The sequence below is a fragment of the Streptomyces sp. NPDC001617 genome (assembly GCF_053596855.1).
On sequence record NZ_JBSFHA010000037.1, the window covers coordinates 64,886 to 80,233 of the forward strand.

The 15,348-nt window shown below is 69.3% G+C and carries 25 protein-coding genes; 2 read left to right on the plus strand and 23 right to left on the minus strand.

Annotated elements, in window-relative coordinates; translation table 11 throughout:
• Positions 1 to 102: 102 nt before the first annotated feature.
• The 18 genes from ACWC09_RS26560 to ACWC09_RS26645 all read right to left on the minus strand — a co-directional run bounded on the left by ACWC09_RS26560 (position 103) and on the right by ACWC09_RS26645 (position 10,015).
• Entirely contained in the window at positions 103 to 474 is a 372-nt protein-coding gene (locus tag ACWC09_RS26560; protein WP_450853120.1) for a hypothetical protein, read from the minus strand.
• Positions 475 to 617: 143 nt separating this feature from the next.
• The gene (locus ACWC09_RS26565; RefSeq protein WP_450853121.1) at positions 618 to 863 is read right to left on the minus strand and encodes a hypothetical protein; all 246 of its coding nucleotides are present in this window, start codon (positions 861 to 863) and stop codon (positions 618 to 620) included.
• Between the two features lie 139 nt (positions 864 to 1,002).
• The gene (locus ACWC09_RS26570) at positions 1,003 to 1,500 is read right to left on the minus strand and encodes a single-stranded DNA-binding protein (protein ID WP_450853122.1); all 498 of its coding nucleotides are present in this window, start codon (positions 1,498 to 1,500) and stop codon (positions 1,003 to 1,005) included.
• Positions 1,500 to 2,423, minus strand: coding sequence for a helix-turn-helix domain-containing protein (locus tag ACWC09_RS26575; RefSeq protein WP_450853124.1), 924 nt, complete (start codon positions 2,421 to 2,423; stop codon positions 1,500 to 1,502). The genes ACWC09_RS26570 and ACWC09_RS26575 overlap by 1 nt, the downstream gene beginning before the upstream one ends.
• Positions 2,420 to 2,884: a WhiB family transcriptional regulator gene (locus ACWC09_RS26580; RefSeq protein WP_450853126.1), complete on the minus strand. Its 465-nt coding sequence runs from the start codon at positions 2,882 to 2,884 to the stop codon at positions 2,420 to 2,422. Before ACWC09_RS26580 ends, ACWC09_RS26575 begins: the two co-directional genes overlap by 4 nt.
• Positions 2,881 to 3,342, minus strand: a complete 462-nt coding sequence (locus tag ACWC09_RS26585; RefSeq protein WP_450853127.1) for a hypothetical protein — start codon at positions 3,340 to 3,342, stop codon at positions 2,881 to 2,883. The genes ACWC09_RS26580 and ACWC09_RS26585 overlap by 4 nt, the downstream gene beginning before the upstream one ends.
• On the minus strand, positions 3,339 to 3,923 hold the full coding sequence (locus ACWC09_RS26590; protein ID WP_450853128.1) for an HNH endonuclease signature motif containing protein: 585 nt from the start codon (positions 3,921 to 3,923) through the stop codon (positions 3,339 to 3,341). Before ACWC09_RS26590 ends, ACWC09_RS26585 begins: the two co-directional genes overlap by 4 nt.
• Positions 3,920 to 4,579, minus strand: a complete 660-nt coding sequence (locus ACWC09_RS26595; protein WP_450853129.1) for a 3'-5' exonuclease — start codon at positions 4,577 to 4,579, stop codon at positions 3,920 to 3,922. The genes ACWC09_RS26590 and ACWC09_RS26595 overlap by 4 nt, the downstream gene beginning before the upstream one ends.
• Positions 4,572 to 5,483: a DUF5131 family protein gene (locus tag ACWC09_RS26600; RefSeq protein WP_450853130.1), complete on the minus strand. Its 912-nt coding sequence runs from the start codon at positions 5,481 to 5,483 to the stop codon at positions 4,572 to 4,574. Before ACWC09_RS26600 ends, ACWC09_RS26595 begins: the two co-directional genes overlap by 8 nt.
• Positions 5,480 to 6,238: a hypothetical protein gene (locus tag ACWC09_RS26605; RefSeq protein ID WP_450853131.1), complete on the minus strand. Its 759-nt coding sequence runs from the start codon at positions 6,236 to 6,238 to the stop codon at positions 5,480 to 5,482. Before ACWC09_RS26605 ends, ACWC09_RS26600 begins: the two co-directional genes overlap by 4 nt.
• The gene (locus tag ACWC09_RS26610; protein WP_450853133.1) at positions 6,235 to 6,363 is read right to left on the minus strand and encodes a hypothetical protein; all 129 of its coding nucleotides are present in this window, start codon (positions 6,361 to 6,363) and stop codon (positions 6,235 to 6,237) included. Before ACWC09_RS26610 ends, ACWC09_RS26605 begins: the two co-directional genes overlap by 4 nt.
• A gap of 16 nt (positions 6,364 to 6,379) precedes the next feature.
• The gene (locus ACWC09_RS26615; protein ID WP_450853134.1) at positions 6,380 to 7,258 is read right to left on the minus strand and encodes a phosphoadenosine phosphosulfate reductase; all 879 of its coding nucleotides are present in this window, start codon (positions 7,256 to 7,258) and stop codon (positions 6,380 to 6,382) included.
• The gene (locus tag ACWC09_RS26620) at positions 7,255 to 7,503 is read right to left on the minus strand and encodes a hypothetical protein (RefSeq protein ID WP_450853136.1); all 249 of its coding nucleotides are present in this window, start codon (positions 7,501 to 7,503) and stop codon (positions 7,255 to 7,257) included. Before ACWC09_RS26620 ends, ACWC09_RS26615 begins: the two co-directional genes overlap by 4 nt.
• A gap of 20 nt (positions 7,504 to 7,523) precedes the next feature.
• On the minus strand, positions 7,524 to 7,832 hold the full coding sequence (locus tag ACWC09_RS26625; RefSeq protein ID WP_450853137.1) for a hypothetical protein: 309 nt from the start codon (positions 7,830 to 7,832) through the stop codon (positions 7,524 to 7,526).
• 80 nt (positions 7,833 to 7,912) lie between these two features.
• Complete coding sequence (locus ACWC09_RS26630; protein WP_450853138.1) at positions 7,913 to 8,278, minus strand: hypothetical protein; 366 nt, start codon at positions 8,276 to 8,278, stop codon at positions 7,913 to 7,915.
• 190 nt (positions 8,279 to 8,468) lie between these two features.
• The gene (locus ACWC09_RS26635) at positions 8,469 to 8,741 is read right to left on the minus strand and encodes a hypothetical protein (protein ID WP_450853139.1); all 273 of its coding nucleotides are present in this window, start codon (positions 8,739 to 8,741) and stop codon (positions 8,469 to 8,471) included.
• A 125-nt stretch (positions 8,742 to 8,866) separates the two neighbouring features.
• Positions 8,867 to 9,406, minus strand: coding sequence for a hypothetical protein (locus ACWC09_RS26640; RefSeq protein WP_450853141.1), 540 nt, complete (start codon positions 9,404 to 9,406; stop codon positions 8,867 to 8,869).
• Between the two features lie 234 nt (positions 9,407 to 9,640).
• The gene (locus ACWC09_RS26645; RefSeq protein ID WP_450853143.1) at positions 9,641 to 10,015 is read right to left on the minus strand and encodes a hypothetical protein; all 375 of its coding nucleotides are present in this window, start codon (positions 10,013 to 10,015) and stop codon (positions 9,641 to 9,643) included.
• A gap of 862 nt (positions 10,016 to 10,877) precedes the next feature.
• Here ACWC09_RS26645 and ACWC09_RS26650 point away from each other — a divergent pair.
• Together ACWC09_RS26650 and ACWC09_RS26655 are read left to right on the plus strand one after the other, a co-directional pair.
• The gene (locus tag ACWC09_RS26650; RefSeq protein WP_450853145.1) at positions 10,878 to 12,023 is read left to right on the plus strand and encodes a ParA family protein; all 1,146 of its coding nucleotides are present in this window, start codon (positions 10,878 to 10,880) and stop codon (positions 12,021 to 12,023) included.
• Positions 12,020 to 12,895, plus strand: a complete 876-nt coding sequence (locus tag ACWC09_RS26655; RefSeq protein WP_450853147.1) for a hypothetical protein — start codon at positions 12,020 to 12,022, stop codon at positions 12,893 to 12,895. Before ACWC09_RS26650 ends, ACWC09_RS26655 begins: the two co-directional genes overlap by 4 nt.
• Before the next feature lie 120 nt (positions 12,896 to 13,015).
• Here ACWC09_RS26655 and ACWC09_RS26660 read toward each other — a convergent pair whose 3' ends face one another.
• The 5 genes from ACWC09_RS26660 to ACWC09_RS26680 form a co-directional block, all read right to left on the minus strand.
• Positions 13,016 to 13,183 carry a hypothetical protein gene (locus ACWC09_RS26660; protein WP_450853148.1) on the minus strand — a complete coding sequence of 56 codons (168 nt, stop codon included), beginning with the start codon at positions 13,181 to 13,183 and terminating at the stop codon, positions 13,016 to 13,018.
• On the minus strand, positions 13,180 to 13,392 hold the full coding sequence (locus ACWC09_RS26665) for a hypothetical protein (protein ID WP_450853149.1): 213 nt from the start codon (positions 13,390 to 13,392) through the stop codon (positions 13,180 to 13,182). The genes ACWC09_RS26660 and ACWC09_RS26665 overlap by 4 nt, the downstream gene beginning before the upstream one ends.
• 70 nt (positions 13,393 to 13,462) lie before the next feature.
• A complete protein-coding gene (locus tag ACWC09_RS26670) occupies positions 13,463 to 13,837 on the minus strand; it encodes a DUF2493 domain-containing protein (protein WP_450853151.1) in 375 nt (124 codons plus the stop codon).
• Between the two features lie 14 nt (positions 13,838 to 13,851).
• Entirely contained in the window at positions 13,852 to 14,634 is a 783-nt protein-coding gene (locus ACWC09_RS26675) for a DciA family protein (protein ID WP_450853153.1), read from the minus strand.
• Positions 14,627 to 15,340, minus strand: coding sequence for a hypothetical protein (locus ACWC09_RS26680; RefSeq protein WP_450853155.1), 714 nt, complete (start codon positions 15,338 to 15,340; stop codon positions 14,627 to 14,629). The genes ACWC09_RS26675 and ACWC09_RS26680 overlap by 8 nt, the downstream gene beginning before the upstream one ends.
• Between the last annotated feature and the right edge of the window lie 8 nt (positions 15,341 to 15,348).

Sequence of the window (15,348 nt, forward strand, 5' to 3'; positions counted from 1 at the left end):
GCGGCGATAAGGGGGTGGACCGCGCACCCGGCTGGGGGCGCTGGGTGCGCGGCCCTGGGGTGGCCTCCCCGAGGGGGGCGTGGGAGGCCGGGTCGGGGTGGGTCAGGGACGCGTTGCGGTAATCCGCTGGGCGACAGCCCGGATAGCCGCCGGCGTGTAGTGAGTACCTCCACCCATTGCGCCGATCTCGTCACCCAACTCCTTGATCAACACGTCGCGGAGTTCGTCGTTCACTGCCTTCACGTGCGAGCGCGTTCCATCACGCCGGGTCTGCCGGAACGCCTCCTGCCACTTCTTCCAGTCGAACAACCTGGACGAGTCGACGGGCACCATGGCGTAGACGAGCACATGGTGGGAGATGGGCGCTCCGTCCGCGTAGATCCCGAACCTGTTCGTCTGGGTCTCCACGATGTCGGCCACGCGCAGGACGGCGTTGGAGAGTTCGAGTTTGGTGATGGTCTCCGTGTCGGGCATGGCGGTTCTCCTGAGAGGGGCGGCGTCAGAGGCCGTAGTGGTCGGACGGGTCGTCGGCGGGGCCTTCACGGGTGGCGCAGCCGTCGTAGTGGCGCCCGGCGGCCTGCTCTTCGGGGGTGGCGCCGCAGTCGCAGCCGGTCACGTCAGGCCTGCTCGGCGCGCAGGGCGCGGATCATGGAGCGGCCGACGGTGAAGGCGGTGCGGTCGTCGGTGATGCGGTAGATGGAGCGGACGGCGGCGATGAGGAAGTGGCGTTCGCTGCCGTTGATGGGGGTGTCGTTGTTGGCGAGGCGGGTGATGCCGGGGCCGTAGAGGCGGATGCCGCTGGGGTGGGGGGTGTAGGTGCGGCCGTTGAGGACGGTCTCGCCGGTGTTGATGTTGTAGGCCATGGGGTCCCCCGTGTGTCGTCCTGTGCGGTATAGCCACTCTAACCCATATCCCATTGCTTAGCCATAGGTTCAACGTGATTCCCGGCACGAAAAGAGGGGCCCGACCGAAGCCAGACCCCTCCACGCGCGCGTGCACCCGTCAGAAAGGCGGATCATCCGACCACGAACCAGCACCCTGCGCGGCCGCACCTGATGTCGCCCACGGATCCTGCATCCCCTCACGCGACGACGCCTGACGGGCCTCCTGGAGAGCCTGCCGACCCTGACCCGACCCGCCCGCCTTCGTCACCTTGGCAGTGGCGTTGCGCAGCGACGGAGCGACCTCCTCGACGTCCAGCTCGAACACCGTGCGCTTCACGCCCTCACGGTCCTCGTACGACCGCTGCTTCAGCCGGCCCACCACAATCACCCGCATGCCCTTCGTCAGGGACTCCGCGACGTGCTCGGCCTGTTGGCGCCACACCGAGCAGGACAGGAACAGGCTCTCGCCGTCCTTCCACTCGTTCGTCTGCTTGTCGAACGTCCGCGGCGTCGACGCCACCCGGAACTTCGCCACCGCGGCACCGCCCGGCGTGAATCTGAGTTCCGGGTCATCGACCATGTTCCCGCATATCGTGATCACCGTTTCGCCAGCCATCAGGCCGCTTCCTCCATCTCGTTCTGGGTCAGGTCCCGCTCACGCGGCACATACACGCGCCGCCACAGCCGGCGGCCCTCCGCTGCCGCTCGCTCCTTCATCCGCTCCCACTGCCGCTCCGCCGCCGCCGGGCTCATCTCCAGCTGGGCGGCGATCTCGGCGGTGGTGTCGTTGGTCCACTCGTAGAGGTGCCGGAGGACTTCCCGCCGGCTGTCCCGGTCGAGGACCACCGACTCCCCGTGCAGCCACCGGTCCGCGACGTTCTCCCCCTGCGTCGCGGCCGGCCGCACAGCATCTGTCATCGGCACAGCGCTGGGGTCGTCGATCGTGTCGTCGTCCCACGCAAGCGGCGTTGCCCAGCCATGCTTCTCCGCCCACTGGCGGGTCTTCCACGACGTCCCCGTGGACATCGACAGCCGGTCGTACGCGGCACGCACCTCGTCGTCGATGGCTGCCTTGACCCTCGGCCACGCCCCGGCCGCGAGCGCGCACACCGCGTCTTTGGAGATGCCCGCCTCAACAGCGATCGTGCGGTTGAAGTGCCCGAGCGCGTACAGGGCGCGGATCCTCCGCGTCGCCCCCAGCGCAGGGACATCGCCCGTAGACGCTCGGACGTTCAACGGAACCGCCAGCACCTTCGCCGCGTTCACGGCCAGGATGTCCCGCTGACCGTTGATCAGGCGGCTGATGGTGGACGTCCGCAGGCCCGCCTCGCGTCCGATCTGTGTCAGCGACAGTCCGCGCGCCTTCAGTGCCCTGGCGTGCTCTGATGCCGGGCCGGCCGGGATCTGCCGCGGGCGTCCAGCCAGGCGGTCCAGCTTGCGTTCGGTGTCCGCTCGGGTGGCCGCACGGGTGCAGGGGGTACACCGGCATCCGTATGCGTACCGGTTCGAGGTCCCGTGTTCGGGGATCGGCCGGCTCACGCCTTCACCGCCTGCTCGGCCTCGGCCGTCTTCCGCTCCGACTCGAAATACCGCCACGCCCGACCCACCGCGTGATGACCAACCCCCAACTCCTCGGCCACCTCACGATGCGTGCCACCCGCAGCGATACGCGCCTCGATGAACTCCTGCTCGCCCAGGCACAGCAGGAACTGCGAGCCGTCGGGTGCCTCGCGCAGGCCGCGGCGTTCGTCCTCGGACATGCCGCCCCAAGTCCCGGAGTGCTGCCCGGTGTCCAGCGCCCACTCCAAGCACAGGGCCCGGACCGGGCACTGGTTGCAGACCTGCTTGGCCTGCTCGGTCTGGACCGTGATGGAGGCGCCACGCCCTTCGGGGAAGAAGATCGCGGGGTCTGTCTGGCGGCACAGGCCGTGGGCCATCCAGTCGTCGGTGAGGGCGGCCGATGTCCTACGGCGGCCGGTCGGGGCGGGGGCGGTGGTCATGAGAGGACTCCGGGCGGGTTGAGGAGGGCGATGTGGTCGGGGTGCATCTGGTCCAGGTCGGTGATCCATAGGACGAACTGGGATCCCTTGACGGCGGGTCCGAGGCGGGGGTCTCCGCCGAGGACGCGGTCGGAGTTGTCGTCCGGGACGACGCCGGCGTCCACGAGGCCGTCGATGGCGGCCTTGGCGGTCGGCGACCAGTTCCCGGGGTCGCGGCGCCGGATGCCGGGTTTGGGGTGGACGACGTAGAAGACGTGGATGCGTTGGAAGGTGGGGATTTTGGCGGCTCGGGCGGCGAATCCGGATGCCCGTCGGATGAGTTCGATGTACTCGGCCTTGCGCCTGTGGTGGAGTCGCTGGTTGTCGTTGAGGAGGAATGTCCCGGTGGGGAGTTCGACGGACCAGGATGGGGGGCGGAGGATGCTGCCGTGCTGGGTCTCGGGGGCGGTCATGGTCACGCTGCTGCTCCCTTGGTGACGGCGTCGTAGACGTCGCGGGACTTGCGCGCCCGGTGGCGTCGGTTGCGTTCGTTGGCGCACGGCCGGCAAACACGCCGGCCGTTGGGGCCAGGCTCAGGCAGTGCATGGTCACGCGCGCATGTGGGTTTGCTGTATGCCGCACGCTGGGAGTTCTCCCGATGTGTGACGGCTTCCAGGTGGCTTCGCCGGACGCACGCTCGATTACGACATAGGTGGTCGGGCTCCAGACCATCGGCGATCGGACCAAAGGCATAGTCGTGTGCCTTCCGGCTTCGGCTGCCGTCGTAGAAGCGCCCGTAGCCCTTCTGATCCGTGGACCCAGTCCATACCCAGCAGGGCCCCAACTCGGGACGCTGGGCAGGTGGCGGGCCGTTCTTGTCGACCTTGGCCCAGAAGCGCTCCTCAACGGTTGGCATGGCTGCCACCCGGGCCTGAGCTCCCTCCTTGTAGCGGTACGGCGTGTCGGGTGCGCCAGTGAGACGCCAGCGCTGGTGATGCTTCTGGCACCACCCACGCGCGCGAACTGGGCGCTGGCACTCTGAGACTTTGCAGATCTTCATCGCGAGCCGCCACCCGTGACCGCATCGAACACATCCCTACTCCAGCGGGCGTCGCCGAGGGCGGTGTGGGCTACGTCCTTGGTGGGCGGTTCCACTCCGACGGCTCGGGATAGGCCGTACGACGACCACGGCAGCGGGCCGGCTGCTTCGATTCCGACCTTGGCGGCGGCGAGTTGGACGATGTCGTACGGCCGGTAGTGCCACTGTGCGGAGCCGGGTCCGAGGAGCTTGCGGAGGAATCGGTCATCGAACGCCGGGTTGGAGCCGACGAGGATCGCGCCGCTGAGGACGTTGAGGATGGCCTTGATGGCCTCCGTGCGGCTCATCACGACGGCCGGGATGCTGCCGGTGAAGGCGGCCTCGTCGGTGCCGGTGGCCAGTTGCCTGCGCTCGTGCCAGCGTCCGATGCGGAGCGACTCGGGGTCAGCCGTCTCCGGGGTGATGGAGAACTCCCACACGTACTCGGTGTCCGTGTGCTCGCCGTCCTCGAACTCGCGGAGGATGACGGCGACCTCCCACGCCTCGCCGATCTCGGCATCGAGGCGGGTGGTCTCGCAGTCGATGAAGGCGAGGGTGGGCATGCGCTTCTCCTGGATGGTGGCGTGGTGTTCGGCTGCGGCGAGGGCGGCGACGTAGCCGGGCGTGTGCTCAGGCATCGGCGGCCTCCCGCTGGGGGTATTCGCGGACGCGGAGGTGAGCGGGCCAGTAGTCGGGGTCGCCGCCCTTGGTGTCGCCGTGCGCGGCCACGGTCTTGCCGGCGTATGCGGTGTCGCGGGCCCAGACGGAGCCGAGTTGCTTGACGAACACGGCCGCGCCCGCGCTCTGGCACTGGCCGACAAGGTCGCTTGCCCAGTCCGGGTTCATGAGGCGGGCGCCCGGGCCGGATTCACCGCCGACGATGACCCAGTTGATGCGGCTGGCTGTGGGCGAGTGCCAGAGGCCGGGCACGCCGTACTGCTGGGTGAGGGCGTCGTAGACGATGTCGGCGCGCTGCCGGGACGGGAGCGGGAGGCGGGTCAGGTCGACGGGCCCGAGCAGGGGTTCGCAGGACAGGAAGCGGACGGCGGCCGGGGCCTGGAGGAGGCCGGGGATGCGGAGGTTGGCGTACTTCTGGTTCTCCACGCTGGTCCCGATCCATACGTTCAGGAGGGGTTCGGTGAGGCCGAGCTCGGCGTGGACCTTGGAGAGGACGGGGCCGAGGCGTGAGGCCCGCTTGGTGAGGATCTGGTAGGTGTGCTGCGGGGTGGCCTGCATGGTCCGCCACACCTTGGTGATGAACTCGGTGGTGACGCGGGCGTGGAAGAGGTCGCTCATGGAGTTGACGAAGACGCGGCGGGGCTTCTTCCAGCGCAGCGGTTCGTCCAGGACGTCGGGGTGCCCGGTCAGGGCGAAGCCGGGGCCGCTGGTGCGGGGGTCGCCGTCGTTCTGGTACTTGATCTGCCCCATGCCCTTGAGGCGCTTGGCCATGGTGAGGGCGTAGCAGTTGTCGCACCCGGGGCTGATGCGGTCGCATCCCGTGGTGGGGTTCCAGGTCTGTTCGGTCCATTCGATGCTGGTCACGGCTGCGGGTGCTCCCTGGTCTGGTCGGTGTCGGCGGGCTGCTCGGCGCGGGCGGCGAGGCCTTCGGCGATGGCGTCCTTGGACATGGGCTGGGTTTCGTCGGTGGCATTGCTGGAGTGGGCGAGGGTGTCGGCGAGGGCGCGGGGGTCGCGGTCCGGGAGGGGGACGACTTTGGTGTCGGTGAAGTCGTCGCCGATGAGGTCGGGGCGGGCCCAGGTGGGGGTCTGGAGGAGGCCGAGCGCTTCGAGCTCGTCGGCGGTGAGCTTGGGGATGGTGCTGAGGTCGGCGTGGAGCTGGTTGCAGCCGGCGGCGTGGAGGCGGGCCGCGCACGCCATCGAGTGGGAGGCCAGTACGTACTGGTGGACGGCGCCCATGCGGCACACGGCCTGCCAGGTCAGGGTGCGGGTGTTGAGGTCGTAGTGGAGGGTGCTGCCGTCACGGAGGGGCCGGGTGCAGGTGTTGTCGCGGTGGTCGCGCCAGTCGCGGATGTTTTCGGTGGTGATGCCGGCCATGAGGGCTGCGCAGGTCGCGAAGCCTTGGGGGTCGGTCATGAACGGCTTCTCGCGGGTGGGGAGTTCGCGGCGGGGTTTGACCAGGGACAGCTTGGGGGCGCCGGGGGTCTGCTTGCGGGGGGTGCGCTTGCGCGGGGGGCGGGAGGCGGCGGCGGTGGTCTTTTTGGCCGCGGTCTTCCTGGCAACGGCTGGCGCGGGCGCGGTGTCGGCGGTCTTCTTCGCGGTGCGGGTCCGAGCTGTCATGGTCTTTCTCCGTCCTGCGGATCTGCTGCTGCGGTGGTGCTCCGGTGTTCGTGGTGCTGGTGGAGGGTGATGAGGAGTGCTGCGGTGAGGCCGATGACGGCGGCTATGCCGTCGGGCCAGGTCATGGATTCGGGGTGGTGCTCACGTCATGCACCAGCCGGAGTCGCAGAGGCCGTCGGCCTCGTCGAACATCGGGAGCAAGTCGACCCCGTCCGGGATCGCCTCGCGCAGCGGCTTGTTGAAGCGGGTCAGGTAGACGTGGTCCTTGCCCAGCTCGTCGCGCCGCTGGTTCAACAGGTCTTCGAGCTGGCACGCCTTCTCGAACTCCTCAGGCTCCTCGCGCCGCATGTCGTGCCAGGTCTCCGGCCGGTGGAACGGGCAGAAGTAGCAACTGCTCTTGGGCGGTACGGGCAGCCCTGCTTCGCGGATGATGCGCTGGCAGTCGATGCGGCGCAGGCCGAGGTCGAGGAGCGGGTACACAATCCGCTCGTGCGGTTCGGTGATCCGGTTGTTCGCGCGGGTTATCTCGTCGACGGAGATACCGATGCCGATGGTGGCGATCTGCGGCTGAATGCACTTACGGCCCTTGCACGCCGTGCTCGCCGGGTCGTCACGGTGTGCCGCGCACACACGGCCTGCGGTGGCGCCGCGCCGTTTCATTTCCTTCCCGACCACCTTGATCTTGAAGTCGGCGGTGCAGGAGCGGGTGCCGGGTGCCCCATTGGACATGCGTACTGGGATGGGCAGCGAGCGCGATCCGGGCTTCACGAGGCGACCGTGCAGGGTCTCGGGGGTGCCGTCACGCTTCACGCGCTGCACCTCCGCCAGCTCGATGCCGTGATCGGCCGCATAGGGCTTGGCGTACTCCTCGACGTACCGCAGCGTCGCCGAGCGCTCGGAGTCCTTGCCGACGTTGGCGAAGACGAACAGCGGGAAGTCGATGCGGCCCGTCGCGGCGAGCACCAGGAGGGCAGTGGACTGGACGCCCCCCCCGTAGCTGATGGAGCGCAGGGTGCTCATCGGCGGGCCTCCGGGGTGCGGCCGGTGATGGCGTTCATGTGCTGCTGGACGCCCTGGACGTACGCGTTGTAGCCCTCCGCGTACGGGAGGGACGGGTGGAGCTCGGCGATCCAGCGGGCGCGGATGACGAGTTCGTCGAGGGTGATGGTGGTTTCGTCGTCGTAGGCGTCGGCGCGGCCGGCGAATCGGGCCAGCTCGTCGTCGGAGAAGCCTTCGGCGGCGGGGGCGATGGTCATGGTGGTCATGGCGGGGTCCTTGGGGGGTGTCAGGCGGCGGCGTTGGTGATGTCGATGTCCACGTCCTCGGTGTCCAGGGCGAGGGAGTGGACGAAGACGGGGGTGGCGGTGCCGTCGGCGCGGGTGTCGGTGTGGGTGACGAGCGTCCACATGACGACGCCGGGGCCGGCCGGGCGGCGGGTGGTGTACCCGCCGGTGGCGGCCATCCACTTGAGGAGTCCGTTGAGGGATTCCAGGAAGATGTGGGCCGTGTTGTCACGGCTGGTCAGGCGGCCGGTGGGGAGACCGTGGGTGTCGGCGGTGACCTGGGCTGCAGCGATGGGGTCGGTGATGGGCATCGGGGTCTCCCCTGGTGGTTGTTCTCCCGCCCGGCCGGGGCCCTGTGGTCATCCGCGGCCGGGCGGGAAGTTCGGGTGGGTCAGTCCTGGACGGGCCTGGGGTGGTCGTGGCCGCAGTCGGGGCACTGGAGGGCGGAGAGGTTGCAGCCGGGGTCGGCGTTGGCGGTGATGACGACGCCGGGAAGGTGGGTGTCGAAGATGGCGCCGCATCCGCAGCCGTCGTACAGGCAGTTGCACACCGCGATGCCGATGGAGTCCGGGACGGCGATGCCGATGGTCAGGCAGGCCTTGACCATGGCCTTGGTGTAGGCGTCGTCGTTGGTCGCGGCGTCTGCCTGTTCCATCCAGTCGTCGAAGGTGTCGCGGATGTACTGCGGGAGGGCCGTATAGTCCCCGGCGATGGGGAGGGTGATGGAGGGGATGTGGGCGTGCGTCATCACGACCATGGCGGGCTCCGGGGTACGTCAGATACTCGGTCAGGCCCTGGTTGGGGGTCCTGTCCTTGTCGGCATGACCACTCTAACCCATATTCCATTGCTTAGCCATAAGTTCAGCGTGAAGGCATGAGAAAACCCCCGGGCCGCCGGTCTGGGCAGCAACGGGGGTCTCTGGGTGAAGGGACGGTTCTGCGGGCGGTTACCGGGCGGCGGCAGCTCTCAGCCGCTCCGCGGTACGGCGCTTGTGCTCACGCAGCAGCAGCGTCCAGGAGACACGGTCGCGCCGGCCGTCCCGCTGCACCGGGATGGTGACCTCGACACGGTTGGCCTCGGCGACCCAGCGGGCGATGGTGCCCGGCGACGGCGCGTACGGGGTGCGCTTGAAGAGCAGGGCGGCTTCGCGGTAGGTGACCGTCGTCTGTGCCGAGTCCTCAATCTCGGTGGTCGGCGGGCTGTAGTGGACTGCGGCCATGGCGGCCTCCCATGACGGCGGCCATCGTTCGCAGCTCCGGCGGCCGTAGCGGGTGGACCTCGAGGGTCCGGGTGTGAAGGATGTGTGAGCGGTGGGTGTTGTCAGGTAGACCTGTGGGGGGCGGGTCAGGTTGCGGTGCGACGCCAGATTTCTGAGCCCTGCACCTTCTGCGAGGCCAGGCGTGCGGGGGTGAAGGAGGAGGCCATGCCGTCTGGGGTACGGCAGTCTTCGTCGGAGCACCATGCCCGGTTGTCCTCTTTGCGCCAGAACAGTCCCCATCCGCCGCAGGTGGGGCAGGGGTGGGTACGGACGGCGTCGTGGTCTCCGAGGCGCAGGGCGTTCTCGAGGGCGTGCCGTTCGAGGAGGGTGTCGCGGATGCGGCGGGTGGCCTCATCTGCGCCGATGGTGGCGCGCAGGTACCAGGCGTAGAGGTCTTCGTCGTGCAGGGGGCGGGGTTCGGCGTCGGGTGCGGCGGCCCTCGTCTGGGTGACGATCTCGTCCGTGTGTGCGGTGACGTAGTCGAGGAGGCCGAGGTCCATGGGGGCGGCCGGCGTGGGGGAGGCCGGGCGGCAGGGTTGGGGGCCGCGGGCGGGGTGCTGGCGCAGTTCGGGGCTGTTGAGCAGGCGCAGGGTGCGTGCTGCGGTGTCTGCTGCGTTGTGGCCCATAGAGGTGTCCCCGTCCCCTAGGTGGCCCGCCCAGGGGCGCACGTGGCCACGGGGGCGTGGTGGGGCGCGCGCCGGGTTGGCCGGAAATGGATATTCCGGGTGTCCGGACGCCCCATCGTGCCACGCAGGTCACGGGAGTTGAACGCACTGTGGTAAACGATCAGCTGAGCGTGCAGACTGTTACGTTTCCGCTATATATGTGAAGAAAGAACATTCCCCGGCATATACGGGTGATCAGGCGTCCGGGCCTGCCAGGAGACCGGGTGCGGACTGCATTCCCTCCAGCATGGCGTCCAGGGTCCGGTACTGATGGTCCTTCAGGAGTCCCTGCTCCAGGGCGCCCCGCAGGAGCTTGCGGAATTCGCCCAGGGTGATGAGGAAGTCGAGCGCGGTGCCCTCGTCGGCCAGCGACCTGTGCCGGCGGGCGAACACTGCCTCGAGGGCGGCGGCCAGGCGCTGTTCGTCGCTTATGTTCGGGGCGGGCTGGGGTGGCACGCTCGTCCTCTCGCTGCTTCGGTGGCGGCGGGGGCGTGCGCTGCTCAGGAACAGGACCGTGGCCGGCCCGTTGTCGTGGTGGTCGGGCCCGGGGTGGGAAGGCTCTGCGGACATGGGGCGTCCCCGCTCCTCCGGCAGATTGGGAAGGGTCCTCGTACGGCCCGGAAGACGTCGGCGTTCCCCCGGGTCCCGCCCGCAGTGTCCGGCTGCCAGTCCGGTGTGCGGAACCCTCACTGTGGCACCTCCGTGTGTCCGTGGGTAAGGCAAGGCCAAGTTTTCACGGTGTACTGACATGTATTCGAGACAAGTTTGGGCCTTGGCCTTACGCGCCGTGGACATGACGTCTGCACAGTGTCATGGCGGTGTGTGTAGGGCGTGAAGGCGCGAGCATGGTCTGGACATCTGTTACCGGGCATGAGGAAGGCCCCTCGCCGGATGGGGGGTGTGGAGTATTGCCGACAACACACCGCCCAGTTCGGGAAGGGCCTTGAGACCTCACGGGCATACCCGCCAGATAGCGGCGATTGTACTGGCGGATCTCTTCACGTGGGGAGGGTTCGCCCCAGCCGTCCGCCGCGGGCTTGCCTGGGGTGTTCCTTCCCCCCGGCTGGGGGTTACCGGGGGGAAGGAGGTGTGGGGGGTGGCAGTTGGCGCGTGGGCCGGGACCGTGCGGGTGTAGCTGCGATTCCACGCGGGCGGATCCCGGCCGTGCGACTGCCAGTCCCCAGGATCTGGCAGCGGTTTCCACCCAACGCCCGGATTTGTGCTGGCGGGAAGGGGGGCGGCGGGGAGATCACCCGTCTGGGGGATCGCAAACCCCGGCATCCCGGGGCATTTGACTTTTGGTCAGCAGTTGCCGGTGGCACGGTCCTGCATGCCAGGTCGCACCCGGTGTGAGCGGTTCGCACGGGGCAGTCTGGTGAAACTTCGGGCCGCTTCCCGGCCCCCGCAATGATCGACTGGTAATTTGCTCGCCATGACACACCCTGGCGCCGACGGCGCACGCGAAAAGCTGCTCGTGAATCTGACGCCTGAGCTGCGCAGAGACCTCCGTATCCGGGCCGCCGAGCACGGACTGAACATGCAGGACGCCGCCACCAACGCCCTGAACCTCTGGTACGACACCCCCACCCTCGAGGAAGTCCCCACCAGGGGCGCCAAGTCGTGGGGCGTGTTCCTGCCCGCCGGCGGCCCGGAGCGGTTCGCCGCGGAGTGTGAGGCGCGCGGGCTGACGAAGGTGCAGGGCATGGCGCAGGCCATCACCATGTGGCTGGACCGGCACCCCTCGCCCGCGCAACGTCTCGTCTCCCAGCCGGTGAAGCGGATCCTGGTGGGCAATCAGAAGGGCGGCGTCGGCAAGACGTTCGTCGCGGCCGGCCTCGCCCAGGCCATGGCCGAGGCTGGCCTGCGCGTCCTCCTGGTCGACTACGACCCCCAAGGCCACCTCACCAGCCGCCTCCAGATCCCAGGCCTTCCTGCGGGCGCCAACAGCCTGCTGGAGCACATGCTGGGTGAGACGGACAAGCACCTGGCCCGCTCCCTGGTCGCGCTGCCGCAGGAGCGGTTCGGCGGCCGTCTGCACATCCTGCCCGCGTCCAAGGACGCCTTCCTGATGGACGCGAAACTGGCGCTGCTCCAGGTCGGCCGTGACACCTGCCTGGCCCGCGCGCTCGCCCCGCTCGAGGACGGCTACGACGTCATCGTGCTGGACGGGCCGCCGAACCTGGGGCTGGCCATAGACCTCGCCATCAACTACGTGCAGCGCCGCCCCGGGGAGCTGATCGACCACTCCGGGATCCTCATTCCCGTCTGGTCGGACCGCTCCTCGTTCGACGCGTACGAGATGCTCAACGAGCAGATCGGCACCCACTCCCGGCTGACGGGTGCGGTGGTGGACCAGCTGGGGTTCGTCGTCAACGCCTACGACGCCCGCAAGGGAGTCGGTACCCGTTCCTTCTACGACGGGTGGAACGATCTCACCACGCCGGGCGTGCTCGCCACGTTGAAGGATGCGGTGGAGGGCCGGGAGTCGTCCGACTACCAGATCCCTCTTCTCGAGCATGCTCCTGACTCGGGTCAGGCGCAGGTGATGCGGTCCCTGGCGAAGGAGTTGGCGGCGTGAGCAGGAAGGTCCCGCCGGTGATTCCGGTGGTCGGGCAGGGCGGTGACACCTCCCGTGAGGAGCAGCTGCGGAAGTGGGAGGAGGACGAGCGGGCCCGCCGCGAGCAGCAGGCTGCCGCGGCAGCGCAGCCCGCCGCACCGGTACCGGTGGTGCCGTCCCCCGCCGTCCCCGCTGCCGCTGCCGTGGCCGCCCCGGTGGCGGTGCTGCCCGACCCGGACGCCGAGCCGGCCGACCAGCTGGCGGTGTGCGAGCGCGGCATCCACGGCGCGAAGGCCCGGTGGACGGCGAAGGTGGAGGGCGCCAACGAGGCGTTCATCGCGGAGGCAGGCCCGTACCTGGCGTGGGTCCACGAGAACAAGCTGTACAAGCTGATGCTGGACGGGGCAGGCAAGCCGTACCGGTCGTTCGCGAAGTACCTGAAGGAGCAGCACGACCTGAGCCGCCGGACCGGGTACCGGATCACGCAGACGATTCCGCTGCTGGACATCCTGAAGGCGGGCGGGCACCTGCTGCCGGACCTGTCGTCGCGTCACGTCGATGCCCTGCACCCGGTGCGTACCCAGCACGGCGCCGATGCGGTGCTGAAGGTGTGGGAGACGGCGTGGGCGACGAAGAAGAATCCGCTGCCGACGCCGGAGGAGCTGGAGAAGGCGAAGCAGCTGCTCGGTCTGACGACGTCCCCGGAAGCCGATGAGGAAGCAGCCGAGCTGACGGCTGGGGTGGTGGATCCGGGGGCGGCGGTGGAGCGTGCGGCGAAGATCCTGGTACCGGAGACGGTGCGGGAGGCGGCGCGGAAGGACCCGGATCGGATCCGGGGCCTGGTGCGGGTCCTGAACGCGGCACTGACCGAGGCCGGTGAACCGGTGGACTGAGCGGCCCTGGATTGTGTGCCACATGTGGCACACTTTGAGGCTCACGGCCCGGCACCCCTTCGTGGGTGGCCGGGCCCTCGGTTTTTGTGCCACATGTGGCACACTTCCGCGGCCCTCCGGTCAGGAGGCGCTGTCGTCGTCTTCGTCGTCCTCGAGCAGCCGCAGCCCGTCGGGGTATTGCGGTTCCCGGAACAGCAGGTCGGCCTCCCACAGTGGCCGGGGGACGATCGGCCGGGCGGGTACGGGCGCGCCGGGCAGGCGGTTCGGCGGCAGCGTGGTGGTCTTCATCGGGTAACTCCCTGGTGCTCGAGGACGTACGCATCGAGCATCGCCCGCTCCACCTCACCCTGGTACACAGCCCGGGCCTCCGGCTCGGGGAGGTGGCTGTGGTTGAAGAACCAGTCGAGGGTGACGGCCCAGCAGTCGCTGTCCATGGTGTGGAAGTCGGCGTGCTTGAGGCACATGGTGGGCTGGGTGGCCGTGGCGGTTTGGGGCATGCGCGGCTCCGATCGTGCACGTGGTGATCAGGTACAGGGTGCGCCAGATTCCGCGCGGTGTTGCCCCCGCTCAGGCTGTCCAGTGACGGGTGGGGATGTTGGCGGCTTCGGCGAGTCTGGCCGTGTGGCTGGCGCCCCGGGAGCCGTTGCGGATGAAGGCAAGGCAGATGTCCGCGCCAGCGGTCACCATCGCCGCGTTGCGGAGCGGTCCCGCCTGGCGCCCGTGCTTGACCCAGTTCGCGGGGTGCGCCTCGATGAGGGCACCGAAGCCGCGTGCCCATTCGTGGGCCATGTGGTCGGCGCCGGTGGGGCAGGCGCCGTGTACGACGATGACTTCCTGGTTGACGGGGAGGACGCGGACGACTTCGGCGAGGGCCTTGTAGACGGCGTCCTGGTCTTCCCAATCCCTACTGCCAGTGATCAAAATCCGGTACGGCTTGGGCATGGTGTTCTCCGTTCTCATGCGACATCGAATGCGCGGCGTGGTTCCCCGCTGCCGCGGTGTTGGCGGGCGTAGGCGCGTGCGCGGGCGAGGGATTCCTCCACGCTGCCCGCGGCCGGGCTGGTGGGCTCCTGTGCCCAGGCGGCGTCGCGGTGCTCGTCCTCGGGCTGCCGGTTGGCGCGGAGGGCGGCCTCCTGCCGGGCCATGGCTTCGGCGACGTAGGGGTTGATGGGCGGGGGTTCGGGCCGGTGCTCGAGGACGACCGCGCGGGCGTCCTGATACCCGGGGCATCCGTCGTCGCGGGTGCGTACGGGGGCCTCCGGGGCGGGCGCGGTCGCCGGTTCGGGCCCGGCATCGACCGCGGTGGCAGGGGTGCCGGGGGTGAGGATGCGCAGGGCGCGCACCGTGCGGTGGCCGGTCTTCTCGTGGATGGTACGCAGCGTCTGCGCCTGGTGCAGCCGCAGCTGAGTCGCGTAGGCGGGGGACGCCGGGCGGAGGTGGAGGACACCGGTGTCGTGCTCGAAGCGTTCCGCGGTCACCTTCCCGACGAGTTCGGGGGCGATGGTGGGCCATTGGTCGAGGATGCTGCCGCCGGTTTCGGGGGGTTCCCAGCCGCGGTCGCCCATCATGCTGGTGATGGCGGCGGCCAACCCGATGGGGTCGCGGCCGCCGTTCCGGGTGGTGCGCCGGCTGGTGGTGCGTTTCTTCTGCTGCGGGGTGGGCTGGTTCTTGGCGGCGGCGCGGGCGGCGAGGAGGGCGGAGCGGGCGAGGTCGACGCCGGACAGTTCAGGCTCAGCCACGGCTGACCTCCCCGTCAGCGGGCGTGCCCCACTTGGCGCGGATCCGGTCGGCCTGGCCGGGTTCCCACGGGCGTACCGTCCGCCGGTTGTCGAACGGGCCAGCTCCCTCGACGGGGATCTCCTCGCCGACGTGGTCCCATGCGGGTTGGCCGCAGCGGTCGCAGCAGGCGAAGGACTGGCCGATCCACCGGAAGCCCTCGCACACCGGGGGCGCCTCGGTCTCGTTGGTGTCGGCTGTCTCGTTCTGCTGCGCGTCTTCGGCCCTGCGCCGCAGTTCGTCCTCGATCAGGCGGGCGCCACGGATCGCGCCGGGGAAGTCTGCCGAGTCGCGGGGCGTCCGGCGTAGGAAGCGGGCGGCTTCCCGCCAGCCTTCAGCAGGAGTTCCGAACGGTTCCATGCCGCAGGCGTCGCAGTTGCCGCACTCGTCCACGCAGACGAGTTCGCCTTCCTCTTCGGTCTCGGGCTGCTGCACCTCGGCGGCCAGACGGCGCAACTCTTCCATCACCGCGTCCAGCAGCGGCGCGGGCTTCCAGGCCTGCGGGCTGTCGACGAGTAGCGCCTTCGTCATCTTCAGCGTCGCGTCGCCCTTCACGCACAGTTGGTGCGTCGGGTCGATCGGGTCGCAGCAGATCCACTCGGCGATGATGTTGTGTTCGGCGACCTGCCAGAGGCGGGCTGCAACTTCGTCTCGTGTCGGCTGGGGCATGTCGGTCT

Excerpts from the sequence above, each read along its gene's own strand:
- ACWC09_RS26660 (WP_450853148.1), bottom strand. The coding sequence starts at position 13,183 with ATGAAGACCACCACGCTGCCGCCGAACCGCCTGCCCGGCGCGCCCGTA.
- ACWC09_RS26625 (WP_450853137.1), bottom strand. The coding sequence starts at position 7,832 with ATGCCCATCACCGACCCCATCGCTGCAGCCCAGGTCACCGCCGACACC.
- ACWC09_RS26630 (WP_450853138.1), bottom strand. The coding sequence starts at position 8,278 with ATGGTCGTGATGACGCACGCCCACATCCCCTCCATCACCCTCCCCATC.
- ACWC09_RS26680 (WP_450853155.1), bottom strand. The coding sequence starts at position 15,340 with ATGCCCCAGCCGACACGAGACGAAGTTGCAGCCCGCCTCTGGCAGGTC.
- ACWC09_RS26570 (WP_450853122.1), bottom strand. The coding sequence starts at position 1,500 with ATGGCTGGCGAAACGGTGATCACGATATGCGGGAACATGGTCGATGAC.
- ACWC09_RS26615 (WP_450853134.1), bottom strand. The coding sequence starts at position 7,258 with ATGAGCACCCTGCGCTCCATCAGCTACGGGGGGGGCGTCCAGTCCACT.
- ACWC09_RS26605 (WP_450853131.1), bottom strand. The coding sequence starts at position 6,238 with ATGACAGCTCGGACCCGCACCGCGAAGAAGACCGCCGACACCGCGCCC.
- ACWC09_RS26620 (WP_450853136.1), bottom strand. The coding sequence starts at position 7,503 with ATGACCACCATGACCATCGCCCCCGCCGCCGAAGGCTTCTCCGACGAC.
- ACWC09_RS26565 (WP_450853121.1), bottom strand. The coding sequence starts at position 863 with ATGGCCTACAACATCAACACCGGCGAGACCGTCCTCAACGGCCGCACC.
- ACWC09_RS26610 (WP_450853133.1), bottom strand. The coding sequence starts at position 6,363 with ATGACCTGGCCCGACGGCATAGCCGCCGTCATCGGCCTCACCGCAGCA.
- ACWC09_RS26580 (WP_450853126.1), bottom strand. The coding sequence starts at position 2,884 with ATGACCACCGCCCCCGCCCCGACCGGCCGCCGTAGGACATCGGCCGCC.
- ACWC09_RS26665 (WP_450853149.1), bottom strand. The coding sequence starts at position 13,392 with ATGCCCCAAACCGCCACGGCCACCCAGCCCACCATGTGCCTCAAGCAC.
- ACWC09_RS26670 (WP_450853151.1), bottom strand. The coding sequence starts at position 13,837 with ATGCCCAAGCCGTACCGGATTTTGATCACTGGCAGTAGGGATTGGGAA.
- ACWC09_RS26650 (WP_450853145.1), top strand. The coding sequence starts at position 10,878 with ATGACACACCCTGGCGCCGACGGCGCACGCGAAAAGCTGCTCGTGAAT.
- ACWC09_RS26590 (WP_450853128.1), bottom strand. The coding sequence starts at position 3,923 with ATGAAGATCTGCAAAGTCTCAGAGTGCCAGCGCCCAGTTCGCGCGCGT.
- ACWC09_RS26560 (WP_450853120.1), bottom strand. The coding sequence starts at position 474 with ATGCCCGACACGGAGACCATCACCAAACTCGAACTCTCCAACGCCGTC.
- ACWC09_RS26635 (WP_450853139.1), bottom strand. The coding sequence starts at position 8,741 with ATGGCCGCAGTCCACTACAGCCCGCCGACCACCGAGATTGAGGACTCG.
- ACWC09_RS26645 (WP_450853143.1), bottom strand. The coding sequence starts at position 10,015 with ATGTCCGCAGAGCCTTCCCACCCCGGGCCCGACCACCACGACAACGGG.
- ACWC09_RS26595 (WP_450853129.1), bottom strand. The coding sequence starts at position 4,579 with ATGCCTGAGCACACGCCCGGCTACGTCGCCGCCCTCGCCGCAGCCGAA.
- ACWC09_RS26640 (WP_450853141.1), bottom strand. The coding sequence starts at position 9,406 with ATGGGCCACAACGCAGCAGACACCGCAGCACGCACCCTGCGCCTGCTC.